The sequence below is a fragment of the Streptomyces piniterrae genome, assembly GCF_005048155.1.
In the GTDB taxonomy this organism is placed as follows: domain Bacteria; phylum Actinomycetota; class Actinomycetes; order Streptomycetales; family Streptomycetaceae; genus Streptomyces; species Streptomyces piniterrae.
The window spans coordinates 607320-626534 of sequence record NZ_SUMB01000003.1 but is presented as its reverse complement, the minus strand read 5'-3'; the positions used below and the strand labels follow the sequence as shown (position 1 = coordinate 626534).

Here is a 19215-nt window from a genome sequence, read left to right as displayed (position 1 = left end):
GGAGGGGCTGTTGACCGGTTGTGACGGAAGCGCGGTCCAACGGTGACAGCTGTGACGAGGGCAGGACGGCCAGGATCAGCACGTAGTGGGACAATCAGCCCAGCCGGGCATCTCCGGCCGCACGCACCCCGTCCGCCCTGCGCGCCCCGTCCGCCCTGCGCAGCTCGTCCTCCAGGTCCTCCAGGGCCAGCCCCTTCGTCTCCGGCGCGTACCGCTTGCAGAAGAGCAGCGACAGGACGCACATCGCCCCGAACAGCCAGAAGGTCACCCCGGCGCCGACCGCGTCGAGCAGGACCGGGAAGGTCAGCGCGACGGCGAAGTTGACCAGCCACATCACGAACACCGCGGCGCCCATGGCCAGTCCGCGGACCTTCAGCGGGAACATCTCGGCGAGCAGCAGCCACACACCGGTGTTGAGCGTGGCCTGCATGAACGCCAGGTAGAGGACCATCAGGGCGAGCACGAGAAAGCTGACGGCGGTGGAGTGCGGAAGCCGGAAGGACGCGCCGAGAAGCGCCAGGGACACCGTCATGCCGGCCAGCCCGGTGATCAGCATCGGCCGCCGGCCGACCCGGTCGATCAGCGACATCCCGACCGCGGTGGCGAGGACGGAGATGGCGCCGACGGCGATGGTGGCGGTGATCGCGGCGTTGGTGCCCAGGCCCGTGGTCGCGAGGATCTTGGGCGCGAAGTAGATGACGGCGTTGACACCGGTGATCTGCTGGACGATCGCCAGCCCCATGCCGACCAGCAGCAGCCTGCGCACCCAGGGGGTGCGCAGTTCCCGCCAGGCGCCGCGCCGGGCGTCGGCCTCCAGGCCGCGGGCGTGGTCGATACGGGCCAGCTCGGCGGCGACGTCCTCGGCGGGGAGCGTGCGGCGCAGCACCCGGGCCGCCTCGTCACGACGTCCCCTGCTGATGTACCAGCGTGGGGTGTCGGGCAGGAAGAAGAGCCCGGTGAACAGCGCCACCGCGGGCAGCGCGGCGAGGCCGAGCATCCAGCGCCACGCCTCCCACTGCGCCAGAACGGCGTTGATCAGATAGGCAAGCAGCTGACCGCTGACGATCATCAGGGAGTTGAAGGAGACCAGCCGGCCGCGGATGTGCGGCGGTGCTATCTCCGACAGATACAGCGGGGTGATGACGGAGGCGCTGCCGACGGCGAGTCCGAGGACGAAGCGCGCCACGGCCATGAACGGGACGGTGGGCGCGAGCGCCACGGCCAGCGCGCCGCCTGTGAACACCGCGCCCGCCCACAGCAGGGAGTTGCGCCGCCCCAGCGTGTCGGACATCCGGCCGCCGGCCAGCGAGCCGAAGGCCGCGCCGATCAGCAGGGCGCTGGTGATGATGCCCTCGCCCAGGGAGGTGAGGCCGAAATGGCTCTCCATGAAGGGCAGCGCGCCGGAGACGACGCCGGTGTCGTAGCCGAAGAGGGCGCCGCCGAGCGCGGCGATGGCGGCGATGCCGACGATGAAGCGCTTGGCGTGGGGGGTGGAGGTGCGGTGGCCGGTGGTGTGCCCGGGTATGTCGGCGGGCGCCGTCCGGCTGGTCGGTGCGGTCATCGGTTCGTTCGCCGCGCCCGTCACCGCTCGTACAGCGCGGGCCGCTCGATCAGGTCGACGGTGACGCGCTCGCCGGTGGTCTGGGCGAGGACGCCCGCCTCGCACACGGCGGCCGCCGCGTAGCCGTCCCAGCAGCTGGGCCCCTCGACCTCGCCGCGCCGGGTGGCGTCGACCCAGCGCTGCACCTGCCGGTCGTAGGCCTCCTCGAACCGCTCGACGAAACCGGGGGTGATGGCGCCGCCCCAATGGCCGGCCGTGTTGACGAACACGCCGCGGTCGTCACCGATCCGGGCGGTGCCGCTCTCGCAGACCGCTTCGCAGCTGACCTGGTAGCCGAAGCCGCAGTTGACGAAGAGTTCGGTGTCGACGACCTGGCCGCCGGCGGTCTCGAAGAGGATCAGCTGCGGGTCGCTGAGGCCCTCGGGCGCGTTCCCGGTGGGCGCCGGGCGCAGCACCCGCACCGCCGTGATCTCCTCCTCCAGCAGCCAGCGGGTCACATCGATCTCGTGCACGACCGAGTCGTGGATCGTCATCGCGTTGGTGAAGCCGGGGGGTGTGTCGGCGTTGCGGTGTTTGTTGTGCAGCATCAGCGGGCGGCCGTAGGTGCCCTTCCGGAGAAGGGACTTGAGGGTGAGGTAGTCGGCGTCGTAGCGGCGCATGAAGCCGACCTGCACGCGGCGGTGGCCCAGCTTCTGCTCGGCCTCCAGGACGCGCAGCGCGGAGGCCGGGTCCGGGGTCAGCGGCTTCTCGCACAGTACGGGCAGGTCGCGGGCGAACGCGTCGAGCAGCGCGGCCTCGTGGGCGGGGCCGGGGGAGGCGATCAGTACGGCGTCCACCCCGGGGTCGTCCATGGCGGCGGCCGGGTCGGTGTACGGGGCGCACCCGTCGATACCGGCGGCGAGGTGCTTGACCCGGTCCGCGTCGATGTCCACGACGGCGGCGACCCGGGCCCCGCTGATCACGTCGTTGATCCGGCGTACGTGGTCGGACCCCATCCGGCCGGTGCCGATGACGGCCACGCCCAGCGTCTGGTGCGAAGTCATGTCGTCCTCAAGTCCTTACGTGCCGCGGGCTGTGCCCACGAGCGGTGTGTACGGCTGTCTCTACGGGCTGCGTCTTCGGCTGCGTCACGGGCGCTGCGCGCTGCTCAGGCACCGCAGGAGCTGAGGAAGCGGCGGGTGCGCTGGGCGATGGGGAAGGGCTGGTCCGGCGGGCAGGGGTACATGTCCTGCTCGACGATCGCGAAGAGGTCGACGTCCAGCGCCTGGGCGGCCTCCAGTACGGGCGGCAGCGCGGGGATGCCGAGCGGCGGCTCGCACATCACGCCCTGCTTGACGGCCGGCCCGAAGGGCGTGCCCTTGGCGACGACCTCGGCGAGGATGTCCGGGTCGACCTGCTTGAGGTGGAGGTAGCCGATCCGCTCGCCGTAGGTGCGGATCAGCTTGACGCTGTCGCCGCCGCAGTAGGCGTAATGGCCGGTGTCCAGGCAGAGGTTGACCAGTCCGGAGTCGGTCACGTCGAGGAAGCGCTCGACGTGCTCCTCGGTGTCGATGTGGGTGTCGGCGTGCGGGTGCACCACGATCTGCAGCCCGAACTCGTCCTGGACGCGCTTGCCCAGCCGCTCCATGCCGGTCGTCAGGTGCTTCCACTGCTCGACGGTCAGCTCGCGCGGCTCCAGCTCCTCGGCGGTCTTGTCGTCCCGCCAGAAGGACGGGATGACGACGAGGTGCCCCGCGCCCATCGCCTGGGTGAGGGTGGCGACCTCGGAGACATGGGCCCAGGTCTTGTCCCATACGGCGGGGCCGTGGTGCATCGAGGTGAAGATCGTGCCGGCCGAGACCTTCAGGTTCCGGGGCGCGAGCTCGTCGCGGAGCACGGCGGGGTCGGTGGGGAGATAGCCGTACGGGCCGAGTTCGATCCACTCGTATGCGGCCTCGGCGACCTCGTCGAGGAAGCGTTGCCAGGGGACCTGCTGCTCGTCGTCGGGAAACCAGACGCCCCAGGAGTCGGGGGCGGAACCCACGCGAATACGGTCCAGAACGGGCGCAACGGCACGGGGTGCGGACATGCTGCGGCTCTCCTCTCGCCGGTCGGCGGTGACCGGGAGGCGCTGGGTCGGGTTGTGGGGCACAGCCTCTCTGCCGTCCCGGGGAGTGTCAAGACTTCGTCCTGACATAAGGACTTAAGGACTTTGTCATCCGTGGGGCCTGGTCGGGCCGCCCTGCGGGCCTCCCGGTGAAATCTCTCCTCCTCTCTACGTCAGAATGTAAGGACAAACTGTTGACAGGGTCTGACCCTCCCGGTTAGACCTTTGCTCAGAGCCGAACCCGCCGAATCCGACCGCCGGCCCAATCGAAGGGGCGCATATGACCGAGCCGTACGACCTGATCACGATGGGTCGCATCGGAGTGGACATTTACCCGCTGGAGATCGGCGTGCCGCTGGCCCAAGTGGAGACATTCGGGAAATTCCTCGGCGGCTCCGCCACCAACGTCGCGGTCGCCGCCGCCCGGCTCGGCCGCCGCTCCGCCGTCATCAGCCGCACCGGACGCGACCCGTTCGGCGACTACGTCCACCAGGCGCTGCGCGACTTCGGGGTGGACGACCGCTGGGTGACACCGGTGGACGCGTACCCGACGCCGGTCACCTTCTGCGAGATCTTCCCGCCGGACGACTTCCCGCTCTACTTCTACCGCCGCCCCAAGGCTCCCGACCTGGTCATCCGCCCCGAGGAACTGGACCAGGACGCCATCCGGGCGGCCCGTATTTTCTGGATCACCGGCACCGGACTGTGCGAGGAACCCAGCCGCAGCGCCACCCTCGCCGCACTGGAGGCCCGCACCGGATCTCCGGCGGTGGGCCCGACCGTCTTCGACCTCGACTGGCGGCCGATGTTCTGGGGCGGCGAGGGCGGCGCCTCCAAGGACGGCGGCGCGTCCGGCGCCGCGGCGATGGCCACCGCCCGCCCCTATTACGAAGCCGCGCTGCGGCACGCCACGGTCGCGGTCGGCAACGTCGACGAGGCCGAGGTCGCCACCGGAGTGCGCGACCCCAAGGCGTGCGCGCAGGCGCTGCTGGACATGGGCGTCGAACTCGCCGTCATCAAGCAGGGGCCCAAGGGGGTGCTCGCCGTCCACCGGGACGGCCGTACCGCCGAGGTCCCGCCCACCCCGGTCGAGGTCGTCAACGGCCTCGGTGCCGGGGACTCCTTCGGCGGGGCGCTGTGCCACGGGCTGCTCGCCGGCTGGGAACTGGAGCCGATGATGCGCTACGCCAACGCCGCCGGCGCCATCGTCGCCTCCCGGCTCGCCTGCTCGTCCGCGATGCCGACGGCCGACGAGGTCGACGCGTTCCTCGCGGACCGGTGAGCCCCGTGGACGCGAGGGCCGCCATGGCCCCGCCCGCACCGTCCGCCGGACCTGTCGCACCCGCCGCACCCGCCGCATCTGTGGCCTCAAGAAGGTGAGTTACGCCTTGACCCCTCGGATCAGTGACCTCGCGACGCTGCGGGCCCGGCACCCCGAAGCGATCGCGGAGGCCGCCGCCCGCCGCACCCGCCGCCCGCTCATCGGCGACAGCGGCCGGCTGATGATCGTCGCCGCCGACCACCCGGCGCGCGGCGCGCTCGCCGTCGGCGACCGGCAACTCGCCATGGCCAACCGCCTCGACCTGCTCGAACGCCTGGTGCTCGCACTGTCACGGCCGGGCGTGGACGGGGTGCTCGCCACCGCCGACATCCTTGACGACCTGCTGCTGCTCGGCGCCCTCGAAGGCAAGGTGGTGATGGGCTCGATGAACCGGGGCGGCCTCGCGGGCGCCGCCTTCGAGATGGACGACCGGTTCACCGGCCACCGCCCCGAGGACATCGCCCGGCTCCGCTTCGACGCCGGCAAGCTCCTGCTGCGCATCGACTACAGCGACCCCGGATCGCTGGCCACCCTGGAGGCCACCGCACGCGCCGTCGACGCCATGGCCGAGCGGGAACTGCCCGTCTTCGTCGAGCCGTTCCTCTCCCGCCGGGTCGACGGCAGGGTCCGCAACGACCTCGGCGCGGAAGCGGTGATCCGCTCGGTGGCCATCGCCTCCGGCCTCGGCGGCACCTCCGCGTACACCTGGCTGAAGCTGCCGGTCACCGACGACCCCGATGCGATGGCCCGGGTCTGCGAGGCGTCGACGCTGCCGACGGTGCTGCTCGGCGGCGACATCGGCACCACCGTCCAGGACCAGGAAGTCGCCTACGAGAAGTGGCGCAAGGCGCTGCGACTGCCCACCGTGCAGGGCCTGGTCGTCGGCCGTTCGCTGCTCTACCCGGCCGACGGCGATGTCGCGGCGGCCGTGGACACCGCCGTCGGACTGCTGTGACCACCGGGCCGACGTGCGGCGACGGCCGAATTTCGATGACTGTCAGTGATGAGTAGGAGACTTGGGGTTATGAGCGCTGAGACCGCAGACTTCACGGGCTTCACGGATTTTCACGTCAGGGCGGGCCGCGCGGCCGACGGGCCGTACGCCCTCGCCATCGATCCCGAGCGGGCCGGCTGGGGGTACTCCTCCCTTCGCGTCCTGGAGCTGCCGGCCGGCGGCCACCACTCCTTCGCCACCGGTGGCAGCGAATGGATCGTGCTGCCCCTGTCCGGTGGCTGCACGGTCATGACGGACAGCGGGGACACCTTCGAACTGACCGGCAGGGAGAGCGTGTTCAGCGGGGTGACGGACTTCGCCTATGTGCCGCGGGACGCGCATGTGCAGATCGCCACCGGTGCGGGCGGCCGGTTCGCGCTGACCGGGGCCCGCTGTGCGCGGCGCCTCCCGGCGCGTTACGGGCCCGCGTCCGCCGTGCCCGTGGAGCTGCGCGGCACCGGCAACTGCTCCCGGCAGGTCAACAACTTCGGTGCCGCCGACGTCTTCGAGTGCGACAAGCTCATCGCCGTCGAAGTGCTCACCCCCGGGGGCAACTGGTCCTCCTACCCGCCCCACAAACACGACGAATGCCGCCCCGGCGAGGAAGCCGAGCTGGAGGAGATCTACTACTTCGAGATCGCCGCCGCCGTCGATGCCGGCGGGAACAGCAGGCCGGGCCTGGGCTATCAGCGCGTCAGCCCCTCAGGGCGCGGCCGCGGCACGGACGTGCTCGCCGAAGTCCGCAGCGGCGACGCGGTGTTGATCCCCGACGGCTGGCACGGCCCGTCCATCGCCGCCCCCGGGCACGACATGTACTACCTCAACGTCATGGCGGGCCCGGCCGCCACCCGCGAGTGGCTGATCTGCGATCACCCCGACCACGGCTGGATCCGCGCCACCTGGCCGGACCAGCCCGTCGACCCCCGCCTCCCCCTCTACGACGCTCCCGCAGGAGACCTCCGATGAACGCCCCGACGACCCGCCGCCGCACCGTCGCGCAGGCCCTGGTCGAGTTCCTCGCCCATCAGTACACCGAGCGGGACGGCCGCCGGCACCGTCTGATCAGCGCCTGCTGGGGCATCTTCGGCCACGGCAATGTGGCCGGTATCGGCCAGGCGCTCCTGGAGTCCGGAAACGTGTCCCCTCAGGGCGCGACCCCCGAACCCCCGGGGCTGCCCTACCTCCAGGGCCGCAACGAACAGGCCATGGTGCACGCCGCCGTCGGCTACGCCCGCCAGTCCGACCGGCTCTCCGCGCAGGCCGTCACCACCTCCATCGGCCCCGGGGCCACCAACCTGGTCACCGGCGCCGCGCTCGCCACCGTCAACCGCCTCCCCGTTCTGCTGCTGCCCGGCGACGTCTTCGCCACCCGTCCCGCCGACCCGGTGCTCCAGCAGCTCGAAGTGCCCTACGCGGGCGACGTGTCGGTCAACGACGCGCTGCGCCCGGTGTCCCGCTACTTCGACCGGATCACCCGCCCCGAGGCGCTGATCCCCGCCGCCCTCCAGGCCATGCGGGTGCTCGCCGACCCCGTCGACACCGGCGCCGTCACCCTCGCCCTGCCGCAGGACGTCCAGGCCGAGGCGTACGACTGGCCCGAGGAGTTCTTCGCCGACCGGGTGTGGCGGGTGGCCCGCCCCGCCCCGGACGTCGCCTCCCTCGCCGAGGCCGTCCGCGCCATCCGCGGCGCCCGCCGGCCGCTGCTGATCGCCGGCGGCGGCGTCCACCACAGCGAGGCGGAGGACGCGCTGCGCGTCTTCGCCGAGACCACCGGCATCCCGGTCGCCTCCACCCAGGCCGGCAAGGGCTCGCTGCGCCACGACCACCCCGCCGACATCGGCGGCATCGGCCACACCGGCACCGCCACCGCCGACGCACTCGCCCGCGAGGCAGACCTGATCATCGGCGTCGGCACCCGCTACACCGACTTCACCACCGCCTCCGCCACCCTCTTCGCCGCACCCGGCGTGCGCTTCGTCAACCTCAACATCGCCCCCTTCGACTCCCACAAACTCGGCGCCACCTCCCTGGTCGCCGACGCCCGCGCCGGACTCGAAGCGCTCACCCTCGCCCTGCACGGCCACCACGTCGACGAGGAGTACGAGGCCGCCTACGGGGTCGCCAAGGCGGAGTGGGAGAGCCGGGTGGACGCCGCCTACGGCGCCGCGGACGCCTCCGTGCGCCCGTCCCAGACCCAGGTGCTCGGCGCCCTGGACGCCCTCGTCGACGACAGCGACATCGTCATCAACGCCGCCGGCTCCCTCCCCGGTGACCTGCACAAACTCTGGCGCGCCCGGTCCCGCAGGCAGTACCACCTCGAATACGGCTACTCCTGCATGGGCTATGAGATCCCGGCCGCGATCGGCGTCCGGATGGCCGCTCCCGACCGGCCGGTGTGGGCGCTCGTCGGTGACGGTACATATCTGATGAACCCCACCGAAATCGTTACCGCGGTCCAGGAGGGCGTCAACATCAACCTCGTCCTCATCCAGAACCACGGCTATGCCTCCATCGGCGGGCTCTCCCAGGAGACCGGGGGTGAGCGCTTCGGCACCGACTACCGCTTCCGCGCCAAGGACGGGACGTACACGGGTCCGCCGCTGCCCGTCGACCTCGCCGCCAACGCCGCCTCGCTGGGCATGCGGGTCCTCCGCGCCGCCACCGTCGGCGAGCTGCGCGCCGCGCTCGCCGAGGCACGCGGCTCGAACCAGCCCACATGTGTCTATGTCGAGACCGAAACGGCCGACACTGTGCCGGGCGCGCCGGCCGCCCAGGCCTGGTGGGATGTCCCCGTTGCCGAGACCGCGACGCGTCCGGCGGCCCTCGCCGCCCGTGAGGCGTACGACCGCCAAACCGCCGCCCGCCGCCGCCACCTCTGACCTCAGCTCGCAGTCGTCACCCAGAAAGGCCCCCCGCATGAAGACCATCAGCCACTGGATCGGCGGCAAGCCCGTCGAGGGCGCCTCCGGCAACTACGGCCCGGTCTACAACCCGGCCACCGGCGCCCAGGAGAAGCAGGTCGCCTTCGCCTCCGTCGGCGAGGTGGACGCCGCGGTCGCCGCCGCCAGGGAAGCGTTCCGCAGCTGGGGCACCAGCTCCCTGGCCAAGCGCACCTCGGTGCTGTTCAAGTACCGCGAGCTGATCGACGCGCACCGCGACGAGATCGCCGAGCTGATCACCGCCGAGCACGGCAAGGTGCACTCCGACGCGCTGGGCGAGGTCGCCCGCGGCCTGGAGATCGTCGAGCTGGCCTGCGGCATCCCCGAGAAGCTCAAGGGCGAGCTGTCCACCCAGGTCTCCACCCGGGTGGATGTCGCCGCGATCCGCCAGTCCCTCGGAGTGGTGGCCGGCATCACGCCGTTCAACTTCCCCGCCATGGTGCCGATGTGGATGTTCCCCATGGCCATCGCCTGCGGCAACACCTTCGTCCTCAAGCCGAGCGAGAAGGTGCCCAGCGCCGCCCTCAAGCTCGCCGAACTGGCCGCCGAGGCGGGCCTGCCGGACGGTGTCCTCAACATCGTCAACGGCGACAAGGTGGCCGTCGACGCGATCCTGGAGCACCCGGACATCGCCGCCGTCTCCTTCGTCGGCTCCACCCCCATCGCCCGCTACATCCACACCACCGGCACCGCCAACGGCAAGCGCGTCCAGGCACTGGGCGGCGCCAAGAACCACATGCTGGTGCTGCCGGACGCGGACCTCGACCTGGCCGCCGACTCCGCGATCAACGCCGCGTACGGCTCGGCCGGCGAGCGCTGCATGGCGATCTCCGTCGTCGTGGCCGTCGGTGACACCGCCGACCCGCTGATCGGCAAGATCAAGGAGCGCGCCGACAAGCTCCGGATCGGCCCCGGCGACGACCCGGCCTCCGAGATGGGCCCGCTGATCACCAAGGCGCACCGCGACAAGGTCGCCTCCTATGTCGAGGGCGCCGCGGCCCAGGGCGCCGACGTCGTCATCGACGGCACCGGCTACACCGTCGACGGCTACGAGAACGGCCACTGGATCGGCGTCTCCCTGCTCGACAACGTCACCCCGGAGATGGACGCCTACCGCGACGAGATCTTCGGCCCGGTGCTGTCCGTCGTCCGCGTGGAGACGTACGAGCAGGCCATCGAGCTGGTGAACAGCTCTCCCTGGGGCAACGGCACCGCGATCTTCACCCGCGACGGCGGGGCGGCCCGCCGCTTCCAGCTGGAGGTGGAGGCCGGCATGGTCGGCGTGAACGTACCGATCCCGGTCCCCGTCGGCTACCACTCCTTCGGCGGCTGGAAGGACTCCCTCTTCGGCGACCACCACATCTACGGCAACGACGGCGTGCACTTCTACACCCGCGGCAAGGTCGTCACCACCCGCTGGCCCGACCCGTCCGACGGCGGCATCAACCTGGGCTTCCCGCGCAACCACTGACGGGCTTCGCCAGGAGTCCCGGACCTGTTCCCTGCCGGCGGCCCCGTCGGCAGGGAACAGGGGCAGGCGGGGGAGACCGCGGCCGGATGCGTTGCTACCGTGCTCCCTCGCTGGCGTACCGAGATGACCGGGGGACAAAATGCAACAAAGTATGGCGCTGGCCAAGGGCGCCCGGATCACCGGCGGCGTGTTCTGCGCGTTGTTCTTCCTCAACTCCGCCTACTGGCTGGGCACCGATCTCAGCAGCTTCGGGATGGCGGGCGTCTGGGAGTCCTGGGTCGGCGACCGCAAGCCGGGCACCGACGCGGTCACCAACCCCCTCGTGCTCGGTATGGCCATCGTGCAGCTGAGCGCCGTGATCGCCGCGTTCGCCGCCCGCCGGACGGCCGGTGGACTGCTCGCCGTCGCCACCACGCTGACCTTCGCGACCGGCATCCAGGTGATGATCAGCACCGGCAACTCCACCTCGACCAGCAACTATTTCGTGTCGAAGGCCGACCCGACCTCGGCGCAGTTCGAAGCCGTCTTCCTGAACAGCCTCGGGCAGGTCTTCCTCGCCTTCTGCGCGTCCATCGTGCTGCTCGCCGGGATGCGCTCCTGGCCGCGCGCGACCCCCAGCGACCCGCCGATGCGCCCCGGCAAGGCGCCGGGCATGGTGTCCGGACTGGTGCTGGGCGCGATGGCGCTGTGCTACCTGGCCTGGCACATCTACGTGCTGGTGCAGAGCGGCGTCGACTCGTTCGGCGCGCTCTACCTCGGCGAGGGAACGCTCACCTTCCTGCTGGACCTGGCCCCCGGCTGGTACGCGCTGGTCCTCCTCGCCCTGACCGCACTGGCCGGCCTGAACAGCCTGCTGCGCGGCTGCGCCTCGCGCGGTCTGGCCATCGGCATCTCGATCGTGCTGCTGACGAACGCCCTGGTGAGCCTCATCGGCCTGGTCGGCCACGACGCGCTGTTCCAGTTCAACGACTTCGCACCGGGCATGAGCATCATCAACCACATCCAGCTCTTCCTGGATCTGCTCGGCTCCGCGGCGATGCTCGCCCTGATGGGCAAGGGCGTGCCGGTCGCCGCCGGCTGGCAGCCGCCGGCCCAGCTGCCGACGTTCCCCGGACCGGGTTTCGTCCCCGGGCCCCAGGGACCGCCGCCGGCCTCCTGGCAGCAGGGCCCGCCGATGCCGCAGCAGGGCCCGCCGATGGGGCCGCCGATGGGCCCGCCGGTCGCCCCGCCGCCTCCGCAGGGCCCGCCCCCGGGCGGCGGCTTCGGGCCGCCGCAGTACTGAGCGTCGGCCTTCAGGCCCCTGCGCCCCGCCGGCCCCGCGCCGCGTGTCAGGCCCTGCCCGGTGGAAAACCACTTGGCAGGGCCTGATCCGATTGCGCCATACTCCGCCGGGGCGATGCCCTCGATCACTGCTGCGACAAGGGAGGTTGATGAATATGGCCCGCCACGCGCTTCATCAGCATGCCCTTGTCCGGGCCGCCGCCTGAGCCGACCGAACCGACACAGCCAGGCGCCGACAGCGCGGCCCGGTCGTTCGCCCACGACCAGGAGTGTCGAAGTGCCGTCAGCCCTTCCCCCCGTTCCAGATTTCTCCCCCCGTACCGACCTGCTCACCGACCTGCTCACCGACCGGCTCGCGCTGCGGCCATGGTCCGCCGACGAGATCACCGCGGTGCTCGACGACGTACGACAGGCGCACTGGGCGGACGACTTCCCCGCCGAGGGCGACCGCGTCATCGCCGGTGTCCTCGCCGAACAGCCGGACGCGCTCGGCGAGTACGGTCAGCGGCGGATCGTCGAGCGGGCCGGCGGCCTGGTCGTCGGCTCCATCGGCCTGTTCTGGCCGCCGCACGACGGCCGTCTGGAGTTCGGCTACGGCGTCGTGCCGTCCCGCAGAGGCCGCGGCTACGCCACCGAGGCCGCCCGCGCCCTCGTCGCGTTCGCCTTCACCGCGCCCGGGGTGCACACCGTGTACGCGGAGGTGGACCTGACGAACCCGGCGTCGTGCCGGGTCCTGGAGAAGGCGGGACTGGAGCGCTGGAGCAGCGACGAAGAGACCGCCAGGTTCCGCGCCACGGCGCCGGCGCCGCCCGCGGCCTGATACCGGGCCGCCGGGGGCCCTACCGCATCCGTGGTACGGGCCTCCTGGCCGCTACTCCGCAGGGAGGGCGCACGGTTCAGCCCGGGGGACGGCTTGCCCGGCCCGGCTCCTCCCTAGGATTCACGGCATGGATCTCCGACTGCGCGGGCGGAAGCTGTATGCGACCGCGGGCGCTCTGGCCGTACTCATAGGAGGCGGCACCTGCCACGCTGTGCCGGATGTACGAGCGCGTCGCCGTCAGCGGCAAACCGGACGCCGCGGCCCGCGCGCTCCTGGAAGCCCGCAGCCCGTCCGCCGTCGGCGACCGCATCAAGGTGCCGACCCTGATCATGCAGGGCCGGACCGACTCGCTGTTCACACTCGGCCAGGCCGACGCCATGCAGCGCGCGATCCGCAAGAACGGCGCACCGGTCGACGTCGACTGGATCGCCGGCGGGCACGACGGCGGCGACCGCGAGACCGCACGGGTCCAGGCACGTACCCGGGCCTGGTTCGACCGCTATCTGAAGGGCGACAAGCGCGCGGACACCGGGCCCGCGTTCCGGATCAGCCGCACCGGGGGAGTGGACTCCACCGACGGCACGGTGCGGCTGCGCGGCGCGAGCGGCGACCGCTACACCGGACTGGACAACGCCCCGCGCCGGCTGGAACTCACCGGCCGCGAGCAGCGCTTCGCCAATCCGGCCGGAGCCGGGCCGCCCGCCATCTCCGCGGTGCCCGGCGTCGGCGCCCTCGGCAACCTCTCCGCCCTCGGCACCGGCGGCCTCTCCCTCGACTTCCCCGGCCAGTACGCGCACTTCGACACCGCGCCGCTGCGCACCCCGGTCCATCTCACCGGCAGCCCCGCCGTCACCGTGCGCATCAGCGCCGGCTCCCCGGAGGCGGTGTTCTTCGCCAAGCTCTACGACGTCGGTCCGGACGGCCGCCGCCAGGTGCTGCCGTCCCAGCTCGTCACCCCGTACCGGATCGAGAACATCGAACCCGACAAGCGCGCCAAGGGAGCCGAGGGCACCAAGGACGCCCGCGCGGGAAAGACCGTCCGCCTCCGACTCCCCGTCGTCGACCACGACTTCGCCGCCGGCCACCGCCTGCGGCTGGTGCTCTCCGCGACCGACCTCGGCTACGCCTCACCCACCGAACCCGCCACCTACACCGTCTCCCTGGGAGACGGCGATGGGGGCACCTCCCATGCCCCCAAGGATGTGGGGGAGCTCTCCGTACCCACCGCGCCCCAGGTGCGCAGCGCATCCGCCCCGCTGCCCGCCTGGACCTGGGCCCTGCCCGCCGCGGCCGTCGTGATCGCCGCGCTGCTGCTGCTCACCACCCGGCGCCGGACCGCGGCACCCGTCCCCGATCCGTCGCTCGCCGATGTCCCGCTGCGGATCAGCGACCTGAGCAAGCGGTACGCCAAGTCCGCCGACCGGTACGCCGTACGGGAGCTGTCGTTCCGTGTGGAGAAGGGGCAGGTGCTGGGGCTGCTGGGGCCCAATGGCGCCGGCAAGACCACCACACTGCGCATGCTGATGGGCCTGATCCGGCCGGACGAGGGCGAGATCCGGGTCTTCGGGCAGGCGATCCGCCCCGGTGCCCCCGTGCTCTCCCGGGTCGGCGCGTTCGTCGAGGGCGCCGGCTTCCTGCCCCATCTGTCCGGCCGGGCCAACCTCGACCTGTACTGGCAGGCCACCGGGCGGCCCGCCGCCGACGCGCATATCGACGAGGCACTGGAGATCGCCGGCCTCGGCGACGCCCTGCAACGCGCCGTGCGCACCTACTCCCAGGGCATGCGGCAGCGCCTGGCCATCGCCCAGGCCATGCTCGGCCTCCCCGATCTGCTGATCCTCGACGAGCCCACCAACGGGCTCGACCCGCCGCAGATCCGCGAGATGCGCGACGTGATGACGCGTTACGCGGCCGCCGGACGCACCGTCATCGTCTCCAGCCACCTCCTCTCCGAGGTCGAGCAGAGCTGCACGCACCTGGTCGTCATGGACCGCGGGAGGCTCGTCCAAGCGGGCCCGGTCGCCGAGATCATCGGCTCCGGCGATGCCCTGCTGGTCGGCGTCGCGGGCTCGGAGCCGCTGTCCGACGCGCTGGTGGAGAAGGTGGCCGCGCTGCCCGGCGTCGCCTCCGCCGCCCGCGCCGACGAGGGCCTGCTGGTACGCCTCGCCGACCCCGACGGCACCCCCCGACTGCTCGCCGACCTCATCCGGATGGAGATCCCCGTGGACCGCGTCGGCCCGCACCGCCGCCTGGAGGACGCCTTCCTCACCCTGATCGGAGGTGACGCCCGATGACTCCCACGGAGACAGCCGCCCCGGGAACGGACCGGAAGCCGTCGGCGGCGCCCCGGCCGACGTCGGCCGCCGCGCCCGGATACCGTGCCCGCCACACCCTCCCGCTGCGCGTCGAGGCGCTGCGCCAGCTGCGCCGGCGCCGCACCCTGGTGATCGCCGCCATCCTGACCCTGCTGCCGTTTGTGCTGGTCACAGCCTTCGCGATCGGCGGCGACCCGAGCACCCGCAGCACCACCCGGGTCACCTTGATGGCCACCGCCACCGCCTCCGGCGGCAACTTCGCCGCCACCGTGCTGTTCGTCTCCGCCGGCTTCCTGCTCGTCGTCCCGGTGGCGCTGTTCTGCGGCGACACGGTCGCCTCGGAGGCCGGCTGGTCCTCGCTGCGCTATCTGCTCGCCGCGCCGGTCCCACGGGCCCGGCTGCTGCTGAGCAAACTCACCGTAGGACTGCTGTTCAGCGCCGCCGCGATGGTGCTGCTGCCGCTGGTAGCGCTCGGCGTGGGCACTGCCGCGTACGGCTGGGCCCCGCTGCAACTGCCCACCGGGGGCGCGCTGCCCGCGGGCGAGGCGCTGCCGCGGCTGGCGGTGGTGGTCGGCTACATCTTCGTCAGCCAACTGGTCACCGCGGCCCTCGCGTTCTGGCTGTCGACGCTGACCGACGCCCCGCTGGGCGCGGTCGGCGGCGCCGTCGGACTGACCATCGTCGGCAACGTCCTCGACCAGGTCACCGCCCTCGAAAACTGGCGCGACTTCCTGCCCGCCCACTGGCAGTACTCCTGGGCGGACGCGCTCCAGCCCCAGATGGAGTGGGGCGGCATGATCCAGGGGTCCGCGGTCTCGGTGGCGTACGCGGTGGTACTGGTCGCCATGGCCTTCCGGGGGTTCGCGCGGAAGGACGTGGTGTCGTGAGGGCCCGCCGCGCCCGGGGTTGAGCAACCAAGCCGGCCGAAGCTAGCGCAGCGGCCCCCGCATGCGCGCGCTCACCCACCGCATCGTCCCCTCGCCCAGCCCCCGTACATACGTCTCGCCGCTGTGCGTGCCGCCCGGCACGATCTGGAGCCGCGTCCTGAGGGGACCATGGCCGTACCGGGCGATGAACTTCCGTACCTTGGGCAGCACCGTGGCCTCCTCGGAGCCGTCCTGGAACGCCACATAGACCTTCGGTCCGCCGCGCGCTATCAGCCGTCGGGCCAGCACCTCGGGGTTGTTCGCGCGCTTCTCCCTGTCGTGGCCCTTCCACAGCGGGGAGTCGGGCACGATGTCCGGCCCGTTGGCTATCGCCACCTTGAACGTGCCCGGGTTCTGCAGCACGTTCTTCAGCGCCGCGAACCCGCCCGACGAAGAGCCCATGATCGCCCAGGCGTCCCGGGTCTTGAGGGTGCGGAAGTTCTGCCGTACGAGATCGGGCACGTCCTGGCTGAGCCAGGTGCCGATCTTCGGCTGCCCCGGTATGTCGCTGCCGTCGTAGTACTGCTTGTCGTTGGGGTTGAGCACCGGCATGACGACGATGAACGGCAGGCTGGTGCCGTCCTTGGACCACTGGGCCAGGTGCTCCGCCAGTTCGAAGCGGGACCCGGCCCAGTAGTTGCGGGGGTAGCCGTACGACCCGGGGAGCGCCACCATCACCGGGAAGCCCTTGTCCGCGTTCCGCCGCTCGTAGTACTCCGGCGGTGCCCACACCCACACCTTCCCGGTGAACCCCGATTTCCTGCCGTGCAAGGTGGTCACGCCGATCGGGGTGTCCTCGCCCGCCCCGCCGACCCGGCGCTCCTCCTCGAAATCGATCGGATGCGTGGGCAGCTGCACCAGCGACCGCTTGTCCGGCGGCGGGGCATGCAGCGCGGCGCCCGCCTGCGGGCCGCCGAAGCGTACGGGGGAAGCCTGGGACGTACCCGTGCCACAGCCGGCCGCGCAGACGAGAACGGTCAGGGCGATCAACGCGATCACCGGGGTGAACAGGGCTTTGCGCACGGGTCCTTCTCCTTGCCGAACCGGCCGGGAGAGATCCCGGCCGGCCAGCAAGAGGGGGCCACGGCGGCCCGTGGTTTCCCGCCGCGGGTGTCAGGTTTGTCGCACCGCCCCACGGAAGCCGGACAAAACCCTCTGACCTGCCGCTTTTGCGTGCTCCGTAAGGCTGTTTTGCCGTCATTTTTACCGTCATTTTCCGGCGGGTGCCTCGCCGTGCCCGGAACCCCGGCACTCCCCGTACCCGACCGTATTCTCTCGGTATGACCTGGTCGCGCGCGCTGAAGGAGACCGCCCGCTCCGGGCTGACCATCGAGCGGGCCAAACTCACCCCGCTGATCGCCCTCCGCGGCTCGGTCGGCGTGGCCGTCGTCCTCGGCCTGTGCCTGTGGTTCGGCGACCCGAGCCTCGCCGTCTCCTCCGCCTTCGGGGCTTTCGCGTCCGGCCTGGTCACCTTCCAGCGCAGCATGCGCCCGCGCCCGGTCCTGGCGCTCGCCGTCGCCGCCCCCCTGGCCGTCGCCACCTTCCTCGGCTACCTGGCCGCCCCGTATCTCCTCGCCTTCGTGCTGCTGCTCGCCGGCTCGGCCCTGCTCGCCGGCATGCTGTGGGCGATCGGCCCGGTCTCCGGACTCATCGGCACCCTGACCATCGCGATCATGCTGGTCACCGTCACCCTGCCGACGTCCGTCCTGGGTGCCCTGGAACACGCCGCGCTGATCGCCCTCGGCGGCATCGTCCAGGCCGCCCTGATCGTGCTCTTCCCGGTGCGCCCCTGGGGCGTGCAGCGCGACGCGCTCGCCGACGCGCTGGCCGCCGAGGCCGACTACGCCCGGCGGCTGCGGCACGATCCGGTCGCCCCGTTCGACCCGGCCCCCCTGATGGACGCCCGCCTCGCGTCCGCCGTCACCCCGCGGCAGGCCCGACGCCGTCCCGTCCAGCTGCACGGCCCCCGCGGCCTCGCCGAACAGCTCAGACCGGTCCTCGCCTCACTCGCCGACCCGGTCGTCGGCGCCCCCCAGGAGGGCCCGCAACGCGACCGCGCCCGCGATCTGCTCGCCGCCGCGGCCACCGTCCTGGACGCCGTCGCCCATGCCGTACGGCACGCGGGCCCGGTCCGGCTGCCCCCGGAGGCGATGGCCACCCTCGAAGTCCCCGCATCGGGCCCGATGCTCCAGGGCGCCGCCCGCCGCTCCGCCTACCGTCTGATCTCGCTGCTCGCCGACGCCGTGGAACTCACCGACGAGCCGGTCGAGGCCACCCGCCCCACCACCGAAGCCGAACGCGCCCATCTGCTGCGCCCCAGCGTGCCCCGGCTCGTACCGGTCGCCCTGCGCGCCGTGCACCGCGAGACCCGCTGGTCCTCGCACATCCTCCGGCACGCCCTCCGCGTCAGCGCGGTCTGCGCGGCCGGCTATCTGCTGGGCACCGCCCTCCCGTTCGGCCACGGCTACTGGGTGCCGCTGACCTCCGTCATGGTCATGCGCCCCGACTTCGGCCAGACCTACTCCCGCGGCGTGGCCCGCTTCAGCGGCACCCTCGTCGGCGTGGCGGTCGCCGGCGCGCTGATGGCGGTCGCCCACCCCGGCAGATACGTCAGCGCCGCCCTCGCCGTCGTCTGCGTGCTGCTCATGTACCTGCTGATGCGTACCGGCGTGTCGGTGACCTCGGCGTGTGTGGCCGGCTATGTCGTCTTCCTGCTCGGCATCGCCGGCGAGGGCTGGGCGCAAACCGTCCAGGAACGCGTCGTGCTCACCCTCCTGGGCGGGATCCTCGCGCTGCTGTCGTACGCCATGTTCCCCGCCTGGGAGACACCCAGGCTGCGCGACCGGCTCGCCGAATGGCTGGTGGCCAACGGGCGCTACGCGCTGGCCGTGTACGACCGCTACGCCAGGCCCGCCGAACGCCGCCCCCGGCAGATCCGCGAGGCCCTGCTGGACGCTCGCGCGGCCCGCGCCGCCTGGGAGGAGAGCGCCTCCCGCGCCGAGAAGGAACCCGTACGGCACCGCGGCCTCTCGCGCGACTCCGCCACCGCGGCCAGCTCCTCGCTCGCCACCATGGGCCGGGTCACGATGATCCTCGAGGCCCATCTCCCCGACAAGGACGCCGAACCGTCGCCCGGCGCCGCCGCGTTCGCCGCCGAACTGCGCCCCTCCGTGGAGCGGGCGGCGCACGCCGTACGCGAACGGTGCGCACCCGACTGGAGCGCGCTGCGCGCCGTCTGGGACCGGTGGGACACCGAGAGCGCGGGGGAGGGCGTGGCGCTGCGCGCGGCGGAGCTGCTCCTGGACGCCCTCGACGATCTCGCCGAGGCGCTGTCCCGGGAACCGGGAGGAAGCGAGCCGACTGCCGGCCCGTAGGTCCGGCAGCTCGCACCGTAGGGCGTAGGCGGGTTGGCGGGTTGGGCGGTCGCCCGTGACCGCACCTGCCGATGCGCCCACCTGGGTGGGGTCGCGGCCGCGTCCCTCGAACTGCACCTGCCGCCGC

General features: G+C 72.1%; 13 protein-coding genes and 1 pseudogene. 10 read left to right on the top strand and 4 right to left on the bottom strand.

What is annotated here, in order from left to right; genetic code table 11:
• Positions 1 to 94 precede the first annotated feature (94 nt).
• From FCH28_RS11480 to FCH28_RS11470, 3 genes are all read right to left on the bottom strand, one after another.
• Positions 95 to 1561: a sugar porter family MFS transporter gene (locus FCH28_RS11480; protein ID WP_136739704.1), complete on the bottom strand. Its 1467-nt coding sequence runs from the start codon at positions 1559 to 1561 to the stop codon at positions 95 to 97.
• A gap of 20 nt (positions 1562 to 1581) precedes the next feature.
• The gene (locus FCH28_RS11475) at positions 1582 to 2604 is read right to left on the bottom strand and encodes a Gfo/Idh/MocA family protein (protein ID WP_136739703.1); all 1023 of its coding nucleotides are present in this window, start codon (positions 2602 to 2604) and stop codon (positions 1582 to 1584) included.
• A gap of 104 nt (positions 2605 to 2708) precedes the next feature.
• The gene (locus FCH28_RS11470; protein ID WP_136739702.1) at positions 2709 to 3629 is read right to left on the bottom strand and encodes a sugar phosphate isomerase/epimerase family protein; all 921 of its coding nucleotides are present in this window, start codon (positions 3627 to 3629) and stop codon (positions 2709 to 2711) included.
• A 298-nt stretch (positions 3630 to 3927) separates the two neighbouring features.
• Here FCH28_RS11470 and iolC point away from each other — a divergent pair, with 298 nt between their 5' ends.
• The 9 genes and pseudogenes from iolC (at position 3928) to FCH28_RS11425 (ending at position 15675) form a co-directional block, all read left to right on the top strand.
• A complete protein-coding gene (gene iolC / locus FCH28_RS11465) occupies positions 3928 to 4929 on the top strand; it encodes a 5-dehydro-2-deoxygluconokinase (RefSeq protein ID WP_136739701.1) in 1002 nt (333 codons plus the stop codon).
• 106 nt (positions 4930 to 5035) lie between these two features.
• Complete coding sequence (locus tag FCH28_RS11460) at positions 5036 to 5923, top strand: Cgl0159 family (beta/alpha)8-fold protein (RefSeq protein WP_169314120.1); 888 nt, start codon at positions 5036 to 5038, stop codon at positions 5921 to 5923.
• Between the two features lie 69 nt (positions 5924 to 5992).
• Positions 5993 to 6928, top strand: coding sequence for a 5-deoxy-glucuronate isomerase (iolB, locus tag FCH28_RS11455; RefSeq protein ID WP_136739699.1), 936 nt, complete (start codon positions 5993 to 5995; stop codon positions 6926 to 6928).
• On the top strand, positions 6925 to 8841 hold the full coding sequence (iolD, locus tag FCH28_RS11450; RefSeq protein ID WP_136739698.1) for a 3D-(3,5/4)-trihydroxycyclohexane-1,2-dione acylhydrolase (decyclizing): 1917 nt from the start codon (positions 6925 to 6927) through the stop codon (positions 8839 to 8841). Before iolB ends, iolD begins: the two co-directional genes overlap by 4 nt.
• A 37-nt stretch (positions 8842 to 8878) precedes the next feature.
• Complete coding sequence (locus FCH28_RS11445) at positions 8879 to 10372, top strand: CoA-acylating methylmalonate-semialdehyde dehydrogenase (protein ID WP_136739697.1); 1494 nt, start codon at positions 8879 to 8881, stop codon at positions 10370 to 10372.
• Positions 10373 to 10511: 139 nt separating this feature from the next.
• Positions 10512 to 11654 (top strand): hypothetical protein, encoded by a 1143-nt coding sequence (locus FCH28_RS11440; protein WP_136739696.1) that lies wholly within the window; start codon positions 10512 to 10514, stop codon positions 11652 to 11654.
• A 276-nt stretch (positions 11655 to 11930) separates the two neighbouring features.
• Positions 11931 to 12473, top strand: a complete 543-nt coding sequence (locus tag FCH28_RS11435; protein ID WP_342781604.1) for a GNAT family N-acetyltransferase — start codon at positions 11931 to 11933, stop codon at positions 12471 to 12473.
• A 209-nt stretch (positions 12474 to 12682) separates the two neighbouring features.
• A pseudogene (locus FCH28_RS11430) lies at positions 12683 to 14767 on the top strand (ATP-binding cassette domain-containing protein); the annotation flags it as partial.
• The gene (locus FCH28_RS11425) at positions 14764 to 15675 is read left to right on the top strand and encodes an ABC transporter permease (RefSeq protein WP_136739694.1); all 912 of its coding nucleotides are present in this window, start codon (positions 14764 to 14766) and stop codon (positions 15673 to 15675) included. The pseudogene FCH28_RS11430 and the gene FCH28_RS11425, both read left to right, overlap by 4 nt.
• Positions 15676 to 15717: 42 nt before the next feature.
• On the opposite strand, the gene FCH28_RS11420 is transcribed toward FCH28_RS11425, so the two are convergent.
• Complete coding sequence (locus tag FCH28_RS11420; RefSeq protein ID WP_136739693.1) at positions 15718 to 16737, bottom strand: alpha/beta hydrolase; 1020 nt, start codon at positions 16735 to 16737, stop codon at positions 15718 to 15720.
• A gap of 257 nt (positions 16738 to 16994) precedes the next feature.
• On the opposite strand from FCH28_RS11420, the gene FCH28_RS11415 reads away from it, so the two are divergent.
• Complete coding sequence (locus FCH28_RS11415; RefSeq protein WP_136739692.1) at positions 16995 to 19088, top strand: FUSC family protein; 2094 nt, start codon at positions 16995 to 16997, stop codon at positions 19086 to 19088.
• The last annotated feature ends 127 nt before the right edge of the window (positions 19089 to 19215 follow it).